Below are 13,066 nucleotides of genomic sequence, written 5' to 3' on the forward strand. Positions count from 1 at the left end.
TGAATTACATTTTAAAATCCCATGGCAATGGGTTTATTAAGGTTACCCTTTTTTACATCAGCTGCTTGAAAAAAACTTTGTAAACATTTTTCATTTTACCTATTGACATTTCTTAGCTGGACTTTATTGCGGGCTTATTTCGTTTCTGGAATAAGCATAGCAGAAGGAATGGGAGGGTACTTGACTTTCCTTGTGATGTTTTCAGGGAAGCTCTCTTACCGGCCTTGCTTCAATATAGCCCCGCCATCCCTGCGGATCCAGCTGGAAACGCGGCGCGGCTTCATCCGCCCATTCATAGCCGGACCGGGTGGGGTCATAGGTGTCGATGATCTGCGACAAATTTAATATCGCTTCCTCAAAGTGAAGATCATCATAAGGAGCGCTTTGAAACATCATCATTTTACATTCGGGCAAATCAATGAGATCAAAGCCCTCCGGGATCGTTCCTCCGTAGTCCTCCGGCAATTCAACGCCCTGTGCATAGCGTGAGGTACCGGGCGGACGCAGCGCATCAGGAAGCCACAGGCCGACTGGTTCATACAGCGCCTCCTTGACGCTGCACAGCAAGCCCCATACATCGCAGCCATTTTCATTACTGTAGGAAAAATAATTATCCGCCGACACGCCGCGTTTTAACAGCAGCTTTCTTTTGGGGAAATTGCGCACCTGTACAAAAAAGTCCCCGGAAAGCGGCGGTGCATCCTCCTGCATATCCCTGAGCCAATAATAATATTCCCGTATGGACCAGGGATGAAAAAGATAAATCGGCGGCGTATTTTTCTTATATTCATTCGGACTCATGCCGAACTGCCTGCGGAAGGCCCTGGTAAAGCCCTCATGGCTGTCAAACAAAAAATCCATCGCAACATCAACTACCTTAAGATCATTGTCCCTCAGCTCCATGGCCGCTTTGGAGAGCCGGTACATACGGATATATTCAAACGGCGCCTTGCCAGTAAGCTCTTTGAAAATCCTGGCGCAGTGCCAGGGAGAATAGCCTGCGCTCTTTGCAAGCGCATGCAGCGTAATCGGTTCATCCAGATGTCCTTCGATATAGTTTTGCATCTGCCAAACCGCATTAATCTGTTCCCGGCTTTCCATGTGGTTTTCCTCCTGTTTTCCGTTATAAAGGGCATGGTTGTGTTATGAAAATGTAACTGTTTAGAGTTTTTACTGTTTCATTTAATTTATCATTTGCATTTATGTTTGTCTTGACGTTGTTTGCCAAAATGGCGGCTGGACACTTAAGGACCGGGAGATATATGTTTTTAAAATGCGGATGCCGACGGAGGAGAGTCGGGGGCTGAAGCGGAAATGGCCATACCGCCCAGAATTACGGGAATAAGAAATTTTTTCCAATCCCTGTATAATTTTGAAAGCACAGGGGAAAACTTTAGCTACAATACCTGAAGGGCATTCCGGCGCCGGAAACGGCATGGAATGAAGAAAGAAAGGAATTCAGCATGGAATCAATAAAAATTCGTTTTGGAAATGCGGATGAAGTTTGGAAATTTGTAAATACCATCAGAAGATTTAACGGGGAATATGATCTGGCGGCAGGCAGCTATACGGTAGATGCCAAATCCATTCTGGGCGTCTGTGCGCTGGGAACGGGAAAAGCGCTGGATTTAAAGCTGGTGAACCCTAAAGGAGAAGAACAGCAGCTTCTGACGGCGCTGCATGAATACCTGGTGAGTAAATAGACTAGCCGGCAGGTTCCGGGTGTGGGGCTTGGGGACGGCTACATAGGGAGAAGATCGCAGAAAGAATACTGACTTATCATAAGAAACTTGAAATGCTGGAAAATATAGCGTCCAGAAAATAAAAATAAAATAAAAAAGTCAATTGCCAGCAGAATTGTGACCTGCTGGCAGTTTTCATGTCTTTTATCCGCATTTACCCCTTCCACTCACTTTTCATGTATTCATAGACAGATTTCCAGAGAGAATGTTATAATAAAATGCCTTATTATATATTTTAAATTAAGTCTTCGCATATGCCGGATATCTTTTGCCCTGCTGTTCAGTAAGCTTCCGGCGCATGCGGAGTCCAAACTGCGGAGGAAATGCCATGCAGGAACAATTCACAAGAACCGCCCTTCTTCTGGGAGAGGAAGGAATTCATAAATTAAACCGATCCCGCGTTGCCATATTCGGCATTGGAGGCGTGGGGGGATATACCGTGGAAGCGCTTGCAAGAAGCGGTGTAGGCCATTTTTTGCTGGTTGACAACGATAAGGTGGCGCTTTCCAACCTGAACCGCCAGATCATCGCCACCCTGGACACTGTGGGCAGATACAAGACGCAGGTGATGAAGGAACGCATCCTGTCCATCAATCCTGAGGCTGAGGTGGAGACAAGGGAATGCTTTTTCCTGCCGGAAAATGCGGAGGAGTTTGATTTTTCATCCTTTGACTATGTGGTGGACGCGGTGGACACCGTGGCGGCCAAGCTGGAGCTTGTTGTCAGGGCGAAAAAAGCAGGCGTGCCGGTTATCAGCAGCATGGGAGCCGGGAATAAGCTGGATCCCACCCGGTTCGAAGTGGCGGATATTTATCAGACAAGCGTCTGCCCTCTTGCCCGGGTCATGCGGCGTGAACTTAAGAACAGGGGCATTAAGGAACTGAAGGTGGTATACTCCAGGGAAGAACCCCGCACGCCTGCCAAAAGCCCTCTGGAGGAGGATAAAGCCTCCGTAAGGCGTTCCATTCCCGGCAGCACGGCCTTTGTTCCCAGCGTGGCCGGGCTGATTGCGGCAGGGGAAGTTATTAAGGATCTGACAAAAAGACTTTGAAAAAACTCCCTCACCGTATATAATAAGAAAAGATAGTATTACAGGACAGTGAACAGTTTCAGAAGATACGGGCAGTACAAAAGAAGAGGAAGGTATCTTTTCAAATAAAGCAGCGGCGCAAAGCGGACAGCCATTACCGGAGGCGGACTGTTTTTCCCGGAGCTGCGGAGAAGTTGGAAAGTTACCGATGGAGAATAAATAATGGTATTCAGTTCAATGATATTTTTGTGGGCATTTCTGCCCATCGTGTTTATACTGGATAAAATCGCCGGGAAGAGCAGGAAGCTTCAGAACCTGATATTACTCGCGGCCAGTCTGGTATTCTATGCCTGGGGAGAGCCCAGATATATGTGGCTGCTTCTGGTTTCCATACTGGCTAATTATGTGCTGGGGCTGGTGATGGATAAGACGCAGACGGCGGGAGCAAGGCGCACCGCCCTTATTTTGGGAATCCTGGCAAACCTGGGAATCCTGGGATATTATAAGTATTTTAACTTCTTCATCAATACGCTGAACAAAGTTGCAGGCAGGGAGCTGCTGTCCATGAAGGATATCGCCCTGCCTTTGGGCGTGTCCTTTTTTACCTTCCAGGCCATGTCCTATCTGATCGATCTATATAAGAAAAAATACGGCGCCCAGAAAAATATTCTGAATATGGCTCTGTATTTTGCGTTTTTCCCCAAGATTACCCAGGGCCCTATTGAAAAATACAGGGATTTTGAAAAACAGCTCAACGAAAGAAAGCAGAGCCTGTCCCTGATGGGAGAGGGTATCCGCCGTTTTGTATACGGTCTGGCGAAAAAGGTGATTATTGCGGATGCGCTGGGATCCTGTGTGGACCGGATTTACGGTCTGGATCTGGCAAATGTGAACGGCGTGCTGGCATGGATTGCCATTATTTTTTATTCCCTTCAGCTTTATTATGATTTTTCCGGATATTCCGATATGGCGGTGGGACTTGGGAAGATGTTCGGCTTTACCCTGGTGGAGAACTTCAACTACCCTTACATTGCCTCCACGATTACGGATTTCTGGCGCAGATGGCATATTTCCCTCACCTCCTGGTTCAGGGAATACCTGTACTTCTCATTGGGCGGCAACCGGAAGGGCAAGCTGCGCACCTACATTAATATCTCCATTATTTTCGTGGCCACGGGACTGTGGCATGGAGCCAGCTGGGACTTTATCTGCTGGGGTGTTTTCCATGGCTTTTTCATGGTGCTGGAGCGCCTGGGGCTGGGAAAGCTTCTGGAGAAAACAAAAGTAATCAAGCATGTTTACACGATACTGGTGCTCTGTGTGGGCTGGACCTTCTTCCGGGTGGGAGACGTGGGGCTTACGCTGCAGTATCTGAAGCGCATGTTCCTTCCCTGGATGTATACGGCGTCCGGTTTTGCGGTGCAGGAGCTGGTAACTAACAGGGCCTTTTTCCTGGCGGCCTGCGGTATCCTGGGCTGCGGCGTACTGCAGAAGTGCGCGGTGAAAATCAGCCCCCGGGCGGAGAAATTTAAAAACAGTACGGCAGAGCTGATTTTCTGCATGCTGCTTCTTGCCTACAGCGTTATGCTCATGGTCAGCAGCACCTACAGCGCATTTATTTACATGAATTTTTAACTGCAGTCCGTACATTGCAATTTTTAATGGCAGCCCATATGAGTGCAATTTTAGTGGCGGCCCGTATGATTGCGATTTTTAGCGTCAGTCTGTGTGACAGCAGTTTCTGACAGCGGTTTTTGCTGAAAATGGAGGAATGGCTACATGACGAAAAAAAAGGCGGTGGTGTGGATAATCCTGTTTGCCCTGATGATTACAGGCCCCAGGGTTGTCTACTATTTTGCAGAGCCTCATATATCCGAAGAAAATACGGAAAACAGGCAGCTTGCCGAGAAGCCGGCGCTGACCAGAGACAATCTGCATAACTATGCATCCCAGTACAACAGCTACTATAACGACCACCTGGCTTTCCGGAGCCAGATGATAGAAGCCAACAGCATCCTGAACATGAAGCTGTTCGGCGATTCCTCCTCCGCCAGCGTGGTGTTGGGAAAAAATGACTGGTTATTTTTTACAGATGAGGGAAGTATTGAGGATTATAAGGGAACGAACCTGTACACCCAGGAACAGCTGGATGTGATAAAGGACAACATCCTGAGCACCAAAGCTTATCTGGAAGCCAGGGGCATAGAGTTTATTCTCATGATCCCCTCCAATAAGGAAGACATTTATTCCGCCCAGCTGCCGGATTATATCAGGAAACGGGGGGAACTGACCAGGGCGGAGCAGGTGATTAATTATCTGCGTGAGGAAACGGGCGTGCGCATCGTTTATCCCAGAGAGGATTTGATGGCTTATAAGGATCAGTACGATCTTTACTGGCATTATGATACCCACTGGAATTATCTGGGCGGCTATATCGGCGCAAAAGCGCTGCTTCGTGAGCTGGGGGTGGAAATTGCGGACGTTGAGGATCTGACGATCTCGCAAAATGACTTCTCAGGCTACGACCTTGCGAATATGATGAATCTGAAGAACTATTATAAAAAGAACAAGCCCGCGGAAGTAAGCTATGATGTGACGGGCTACGCCACCAACAATCTGTCGGTGATCCAGGCCATCGACGCCACAGAGCTGATTTACCAGTCGGAGGCGCCGGATCCAAGGCGGCTTTTCCTGGTGAGGGACTCCTTTGCAGGCGCTATGGCCCCTGTGCTGGCATCCAATTTTTCCTATAGCTATATGCCCCATTGGAACGGATGCTTTGAACAGTCAATGATCGATGAGCAGCAGCCGGATATATTCGTATATGAGGTTGTGGAAAGAAGGCTGGATGCGCTGCTTACCTTCAGGCTTTCGGAGTAAATGCATTCTGGTCAGGTGATTAATTTATGGGTAATAATAAAAAAAGCAACAGCTTTGTCATGCAGGCAGGGATCCTGGCGGCTGCCGGAATCATCTGCAAGGTCATTGGAATTTTATACAGAAGCCCGCTGGCTGCAGTTATCGGGGATGAAGGAAATGGTTATTATTCTTCCGCTTATGAGATTTATACCATCATACTCCTCGTATCCTCCTACAGTATCCCTTCGGCCATTTCCAAGGTGATTGCCCAGAGGCTGGCGCTGAGGGAATACAGGAACGCCCAGAAAATTTTCCGCTGTGCCATAGGCTATGTGGTAGTCGTGGGCGGCCTGGCCAGCCTGTTTACCTTCTTTGGCGCGGGAATCCTGGTGGGCGGCAATTCCGTGCCGGTGCTTCGTATTTTTGCGCCCACCATATTTTTCTCCGGACTTCTTGGCGTGCTGAGAGGTTATTTCCAGGCACACGGAACCATGGTGCCCACCTCATTTTCCCAGATTGTGGAACAGATACTGAATGCGGTGGTCAGCATACTTGCGGCATTTCTTCTGATTAAGGCGGTTGCAGGGAAGGATACCACCACACAGGCTGTATTCGGCGCTTCGGGAAGCGCCATAGGCACCGGGGCAGGCGTACTTATCGCACTGCTGTTCATGTTTGGGATATTCCTTCTCAACAGAGAATATATCAACCAGAAAACAAAAAGGGATCGAAGCTCCCAGCTGCTCACCACAGGCGAGGTGTATAAAATTATCATCACCATGGTGACGCCGGTAATACTGAGCACCTTTATCTATAACTGCAACACTTCCTTAAACCTGACCATTTACACCAGGATTATGGAGCATGTAAAGGGTTTCAGCGAGGTAGAGGCCTATACCCAGTACGGCCTGTTCAGCGGTAAGGCAAAACAGATTGCCAACATCCCCATCGCCATTGCCTCCGCCATGTCCTCGGCAATGATACCGGGCATTTCAGGAAGCTTTGCCCAGGGGGACACCGCGGGAACCAACAGACGGATCGGGACGGCGATAAAAACAACCATGTTTCTTTCTATTCCCTCCGCCGTAGGCCTTGCGGTGCTGGCCAAGCCGGTCACACTGCTTTTATATCCCCAGAAGGCTTCTGTGGATACGGTATCCTGGCTGCTTGCGGCACTGAGCATCAGCGTGGTGTTCTACGCCCTTTCCACTATCAGCAATGCGGTGCTCCAGGGGATCGGCAAGGTGAATCTGCCCGTAGTCAATGCGGCGGTTGCCCTGGTAATCCAGACTGTGGTTCTGGTTCCGCTGCTGCTGGTGACGGATCTGGGACTTTTTTCCCTGGTCATCGCCACCGTGCTTTATTCTCTTTTAATGTGCATACTCAACGGCTTTTCCGTAAGGAAGGAACTGAAATACAGGCAGGAGATAATAAAGACCTTCCTGCTTCCCGGCTGGTCCGCAGTGATTATGGGGGCGGCGGCCTTCGGCGTATATCATGGCCTGTATTTGCTGATCCATATTAACGTGATCTGCCTGGCGGCGGCTATCCTTGTGGCGGTTCCGATATATTTTGTGCTGACCATCAAACTGGGAGCTGTTGGAAGAAAAGATCTTCTGGCCCTTCCCAAAGGAGCGCTTCTGGTCAGGGCAGCGGAAAAATGCCGTCTCATTCATTAAGATTTTCATAAAATACTGGACATTCAGAACCTCGCGGAGTACAATATCATAGACTTTACAGGCATTCCGGTTTCCAGCCGATGCCTGATTTACAGAAATTGCAGGAACCGGGCGGTGCAGATAAATGCTGCGCCGGTTCTGTTTGTATTTGCCAAATGATGCAGGCCAGGCGGCGGAAAGTGTTGCAGATGCCGGTCAGTTTTGTTTTTTACAGGAGAGACGAATGAGAAAATTCCGGACAGATGGAAAAAGGATGCATAAAGCCGCTGTTTTTTTCAGCGCACTGATATTGGGAGCGGCGCTTCTGACAGGCTGCGGAAAGAAAACGGAGCCTCCGCAGGAATCGGAAACGCAGACAAAACAGGAGACGGTCAGCGCCACCGAACAGGCGAAGGCGAATGAAACGGGTGCTGTGACTAATACCCAGCAGGCCGCCCTGGTGGAAAATGACGGACAGCACAGCTATCTTACCGGAGAAAAAATGGATCCGGAACAGGTAAAGCAGAGGCCGCTTGCAGTCATGCTTAACAATATTCTGGAAGGCTGCCCCCAGACAGGGACTTCCAAAGCCTCCATTATCTATGAGGCACCGGTTGAGGGCCGTATTACAAGGCTGATGGGCCTTTTTGAGAATTATGGAGACATGGACAAAATAGGATATATCAGAAGCAGCCGGGACTATTTTGTATACTGCGCCCTGGAATTTGACGCCATTTATGCACACTTCGGACAGGCAACCCCTTATGTGGGCGGGCTTCTCAACAGTGATCGGGTGGACAATATCAGCGGCCCCGTTGCCGGGATTAACCATCCTGCGCCCAATACTTTTCTTCGTACAACGGAAAGAAAAATGCCCCACAATGTCTATCTGGACATTAAAGGCCTTCAGAAAGACATTGATAAAATGAAATACAGCCGTACCTACCATGATGCGCACAAGACTAAATTTGCCTTTGCAGCAGACGGGCAGAAGCCGGACAACAGCAAAGGAAAAACTGCGGAAATGCTGTATCCGGGCGGAAAGGAAAAAGACCAGCCCAACGGCTACAGCAAGGTGCAGGCCTGGTTTGAATATAATGAAGAAGACGGAAAATATTACCGCTATCAGTACGGCGGCCCCCATATTGATGAAAGCACCGGAGAACAGCTTGCCTTTGACAATGTTATTTTCCAGTACTGCTACGGTGAGGTGCGCGATGAAAATGATTATCTGGCCTTTGGCTGCCACGGTGACAACGGCATGAAGGTTCAGGTATTCACCCAGGGGAAAATGACGGAAGGCACCTGGTCCCGCTACGCGGATACGGATCCTGCCTATTATGTGGACGAAAATGGTGATCCTATCGTACTCAGCCAGGGAAAAACCTGGATATGCCTGATTTGGGATCAGTATGCGGATGATGTTGTAATAGAGTAATCAGAGTGACAGACTGCACGAAAGAGAAAGGACCAAAAAGCATGAAACAGGTTTGGAACAGCTTCAGACTCGCTTTTTCCATGTACTCCGTGGTGCCTGCGCGCCAGGTGGAAAAAACAAAGGATAACATGAAATATATTCTGTGTTTTGTACCGTGGGTAGGAGCCATCATTGCTTTCCTGATCACAGAATGGCGGATAGTACACCCCTATTTGCTGGACTATGAGTTCCTCCGGTCTGTTGTCTGCGTGATGATCCCGCTACTTCTTTCCGGCGGCGCATATATGGACGGCTTTTTCCGCACTGTGGACGCCCTGTCCTCCCATCAGCCCAGAAAAGGCAAACTGGAAATCCTTCAGGATTCCCACAGCGGCTATTTTGCCATCATCACCTGTGTCAGTTATTTCCTTATCATAGTAGGACTTTGGAGTGAAATGCCCATAGACGGATGGCCGGTGGTTTCTCTCGGCTTTATTCTTTCCCGTTCTCTCTATGGCCTGTCCATCATCTGGTTCCGCCATTCCCAGACCAGCAAATGCACGCTGTATGTACCTGAAGGCAGAACCAAGCTCATAGTGGCGGCTGTCTTGATCCTTTATATCGCTGCCTGTGCCTTTTTTATGCTGCGGATGAATCTTGTGGTAGGCATCGGCTGCCTCGCAGGGGCTCTTATCGCATTCCTCTATTATTGCTGGGTGGCCTTTAAACATTTTGGCGGCATCACCGAAGACATTGCAAGCTTTTTCGTCCAGGTATGCGAAATCCTGATCCCTTTGGTAGCCCTGCTGATTTACCGCATGCCGATGGATTTAAATAATTATCTGTAATTTTTCATCGACAACGAAACAATCGGCTGCCATAACGTTACAGCGAGATAATTTATAGCTATTATTGGGAAGAAGAGATTTTCTGATAAAAATAAATTTAGGCCTGAGTCATGTTTTTAGCATGTTCAGGCTTTTTTAATATACTTCGGGCTTCTCCGGGTGGCAGGGGCTGTGGAAGGGGGGCGAGGGGCTATGTTTCTGTATGAGCCGTTTAAAAACGCCGGTCCTTGCGTTGTGTAATTTACAACGCTAGTACCGCTGCGTTTTTAACCGAGCGAGAGCGTGCTCTTACAGAAACATAGCCCCTCGCCCCCCTTCCACAGCCCCTGCCACCCGGAGAAGCCCGTGTCTTGCGCACCGTACTTTAACCTTACAAACTGTTGTAACAAATACCCCGCATGTGTTACAATGGTCGGGATGAAAAGCCAAGAGGCGGTTTGGAGGGAAATTATGGTATCAGAACAGTATAGAGCCATGCTGGGCGGCAAATCTGTGATTCGGATTTTGTCGGAGTTTGCGACGAAGCGTGGGGAAGAGATAGGATATGACAATGTATTTGATTATAGTCTGGGGAATCCGTCCGTTCCTGTTCCGGAGGAGTTTACGGAGTGTATGATAGAGATGCTTAAAAACAGCGATCCATGTTCGCTGCATGGCTACAGTCCCAGTCTGGGAATACCGTCTGTGAGGGCGGCTATTGCCGCTTCCCTGAACGAAAGATTCGGTATGAATTACGGTCCGGAGCATATTTTTATGGCCTCCGGTGCAGCAGGAGCGCTTGCCCATGCCTACAGGGCGGTAACAAAGCCAGGCGATGAAATACTGACATTTGCTCCTTATTTCCCTGAATATAATCCTTATGTGAATCTTACCGGAGCTGTGCTGAAGGTGGTGCCTCCGGATACGGAGAGTTTTCAGATAAATTTTGATGCCTTTGAAGAAATGCTGGGTGAGAAGGTAATGGCTGTTCTTATCAATTCGCCCAATAATCCTTCAGGCATTGTATATTCCGAGGAAACTATCCTGCGGCTTGCGGATATACTGAGAAAGAAAGAGCAGGAGTACGGGCACGATATTTTTATTATATCCGACGAGCCTTACAGGGAGATCGTGTTTGCCGGCGTTAAGGCGCCTTATGTGTCACGTTATTACGCGAATACCATCTCCTGTTATTCTTATTCCAAGTCTCTTTCCCTTCCCGGCGAGAGAATCGGCTATGTGGCGGTAAATCCTGCCTGTCCTGATGCGGAAGTGATTGTGAACATGTGCGGGCAGATTTCCAGAGGGATCGGCCATAATTGTCCTCCTTCCATCATCCAGCTTGCAGTGGCTAAGGTACTGGATAAAACGGCGGATCTTTCCGTCTATGAGACCAACATGAACCTTCTGTATGATTGCCTGACCGGGCTGGGCTTTACCTGTGTGAAGCCAGGCGGAACCTTTTACATATTCCCGAAGGCTCTGGAGGAGGATGCGAAAATTTTCTGTGAAAAGGCGCTGAAATACGATTTGATTCTGGTTCCGGGGGATACCTTTGGATGTCCCGGATATTTCAGGATGGCTTACTGTATTGAAACGGAAAAGGTGGAGCGTTCCCTGGCTGCCCTGAGAAAATTTGTGGCGGCGGAGTACGGAAACATCGGTTAGTATCGGATAATTTGCGTAAAGCGGCAGCAAATTTGACTTGGAGGTAGACAGTATGTATCAGGCCGGACTGGTTCTGGAAGGCGGTGGGATGAAAGGAATTTATACCGCCGGAGTCCTGGATTTTTTCCTGGATCAAAATATTGAGTTTTCCAGCTGTTATGGAGTGTCCGCAGGCGCATGCCATCTGTGCAGCTACCTATCGCGCCAGCGGGGCAGGGCTTATGATATCAGCGTGGATTATCTGGATGACGCACATTACTGCAGTGCGCGCAATGTGCTGACCACAGGGGATCTTTTCGGGGTAAAAATGTGTTATGACGATATCCCAAACGTTCTGAATCCTTATGATTATGATGCTTTTAATGCTTATCAGGGCAGAGCGTATGCGGTGGCTACCAATATTGAGACCGGGCAGGCGGAATACCTGCGTCTGAAGGATATGCGTAAGGATATCATCGCAGTGCGGGCCTCCGCGTCCCTTCCGCTGGTATCGAGAAATGTGAAAATCGGGGATAAGCTGTATCTGGACGGCGGTCTCTCCGACAGCGTGCCCATCATGCATTCCATTGTGGACGGCAACCGGAAAAATATTGTGGTGCTCACCAAGGAAACCGGCTACCGGAGGAAGCCTTCCGGCCATCTGGGACTGGTAAAGGTGCGTTATGCCAGGTATCCCAAAGTTTACGAGCTGATGGCAAACCGGCATGTGGCCTATAACCGGATGCTGGATTATCTGGATGCCCAGACAGCAAACTACCAGGCTTTTGTTATCCGTCCGAAAAGGGCCAGCGGTATTGGCAGAATAGAGAAGGATAAGGAGAAGCTGCGTCTGCTTTATGAGGAGGGCTATGCAGATGCCCGGGAGTGCTTTGAGGATATGCTGCGTTATCTGGAAAACGGTGACAGCGTGCAAAGATAGGCGGAGGAGTTTTCGGAAAATGAAAACAGACTGTCTGTTTGGCCGGTACGTCCGGCGGACAGCAGCAGTATAAAAATTGGAGAATAATATGATTGAAATTTTAAAAGCGGTTTTGTTTGGAATTGTGGAAGGTATTACGGAGTGGCTGCCCATCAGCAGCACGGGACATATGATACTGCTGAATGAATTCGTCACGCTGGATGTATCCCCTGAATTCTGGGAAGTATTCCTGGTAGTGATTCAGCTGGGGGCGATCCTGGCGGTGGTGGTTCTGTTCTGGAATAAGCTGTTCCCCTTTGATTTTTCAAAGCGGCGTAAGAAAAACGGCATTATTAAAACGGATATCTTTGTCATGTGGTTCAAGGTTCTGGTGGCCTGCATCCCTGCCATGATTTACGGCATACTCCTGGATGATCTGGTGGAGCCGTATCTGTATAATGCCACCACGGTGGCCATTATGCTGATTCTGTTCGGCGTGGCTTTTATTGTAATTGAAAACTGGAATAAGGGAAGGAAGCCCCGGATCAAAAGCCTGGCGTCCCTGACCTACCGGGATGCCCTGATTATTGGCCTGTTTCAGCTTATCGCCGCGGTATTCCCCGGCACCTCCCGCTCCGGCGCAACCATCGTTGGCGCGCTGCTCATCGGCGTCAGCAGGGTGGTATCCGCGGAATTCACCTTTTTCCTGGCGATTCCCGTCATGTTCGGCGCAAGCCTTCTGAAGCTGGTGAAATTCGGGCTCGGCTTCAGCATGACCGAGGCGTCGCTTCTGATTATCGGCATGGTGGTGGCTTTTGTAGTGTCCATGGGTGTTATTTCCTTCCTCATGGGATATATTAAAAAGCATGACTTCAAGGTTTTCGGCTGGTACCGTATCGTGCTGGGTATTCTGGTGCTGCTGTATTTTTATGTGATTGCTGCGTAAATTTGTGGTGGCCTGGGTTAA

General features: G+C 49.0%; 11 protein-coding genes. 10 read left to right on the forward strand and 1 reads right to left on the reverse strand.

From position 1 onward, the window contains the following. Positions 1–201: 201 nt before the first annotated feature. Positions 202–1,101 (reverse strand): helix-turn-helix domain-containing protein, encoded by a 900-nt coding sequence (locus FYJ45_RS21970; RefSeq protein WP_154467239.1) that lies wholly within the window; start codon positions 1,099–1,101, stop codon positions 202–204. Positions 1,102–1,463: 362 nt separating this feature from the next. On the opposite strand from FYJ45_RS21970, the gene FYJ45_RS21975 reads away from it, so the two are divergent. From FYJ45_RS21975 to FYJ45_RS22020, 10 genes are all read left to right on the forward strand, one after another. Then, on the forward strand, positions 1,464–1,703 hold the full coding sequence (locus tag FYJ45_RS21975) for an HPr family phosphocarrier protein (protein WP_021634625.1): 240 nt from the start codon (positions 1,464–1,466) through the stop codon (positions 1,701–1,703). A gap of 367 nt (positions 1,704–2,070) precedes the next feature. Further along, positions 2,071–2,793, forward strand: coding sequence for a tRNA threonylcarbamoyladenosine dehydratase (locus tag FYJ45_RS21980; protein ID WP_021634623.1), 723 nt, complete (start codon positions 2,071–2,073; stop codon positions 2,791–2,793). 201 nt (positions 2,794–2,994) lie between these two features. Further along, positions 2,995–4,407: an MBOAT family O-acyltransferase gene (locus tag FYJ45_RS21985; protein ID WP_154467240.1), complete on the forward strand. Its 1,413-nt coding sequence runs from the start codon at positions 2,995–2,997 to the stop codon at positions 4,405–4,407. A gap of 144 nt (positions 4,408–4,551) precedes the next feature. Continuing rightward, positions 4,552–5,652, forward strand: coding sequence for an alginate O-acetyltransferase AlgX-related protein (locus FYJ45_RS21990; RefSeq protein WP_154467241.1), 1,101 nt, complete (start codon positions 4,552–4,554; stop codon positions 5,650–5,652). A 26-nt stretch (positions 5,653–5,678) separates the two neighbouring features. Continuing rightward, positions 5,679–7,310 carry a putative polysaccharide biosynthesis protein gene (locus FYJ45_RS21995; RefSeq protein WP_154467242.1) on the forward strand — a complete coding sequence of 544 codons (1,632 nt, stop codon included), beginning with the start codon at positions 5,679–5,681 and terminating at the stop codon, positions 7,308–7,310. Positions 7,311–7,533: 223 nt separating this feature from the next. Then, positions 7,534–8,727, forward strand: coding sequence for a DUF3048 domain-containing protein (locus FYJ45_RS22000; RefSeq protein ID WP_154467243.1), 1,194 nt, complete (start codon positions 7,534–7,536; stop codon positions 8,725–8,727). 41 nt (positions 8,728–8,768) lie between these two features. Next, positions 8,769–9,554 carry an adenosylcobinamide-GDP ribazoletransferase gene (locus FYJ45_RS22005; protein WP_021634618.1) on the forward strand — a complete coding sequence of 262 codons (786 nt, stop codon included), beginning with the start codon at positions 8,769–8,771 and terminating at the stop codon, positions 9,552–9,554. Positions 9,555–10,004: 450 nt separating this feature from the next. Next, the gene (locus tag FYJ45_RS22010; RefSeq protein ID WP_154467244.1) at positions 10,005–11,201 is read left to right on the forward strand and encodes a pyridoxal phosphate-dependent aminotransferase; all 1,197 of its coding nucleotides are present in this window, start codon (positions 10,005–10,007) and stop codon (positions 11,199–11,201) included. Between the two features lie 52 nt (positions 11,202–11,253). Then, positions 11,254–12,120 (forward strand): patatin-like phospholipase family protein, encoded by an 867-nt coding sequence (locus FYJ45_RS22015; protein ID WP_154467245.1) that lies wholly within the window; start codon positions 11,254–11,256, stop codon positions 12,118–12,120. Positions 12,121–12,208: 88 nt separating this feature from the next. Further along, positions 12,209–13,045, forward strand: coding sequence for an undecaprenyl-diphosphate phosphatase (locus FYJ45_RS22020; protein WP_021634615.1), 837 nt, complete (start codon positions 12,209–12,211; stop codon positions 13,043–13,045). Positions 13,046–13,066 lie beyond the last annotated feature (21 nt).

The sequence above is a fragment of the Eisenbergiella porci genome (assembly GCF_009696275.1).
Lineage (GTDB): Bacteria > Bacillota > Clostridia > Lachnospirales > Lachnospiraceae > Eisenbergiella > Eisenbergiella porci.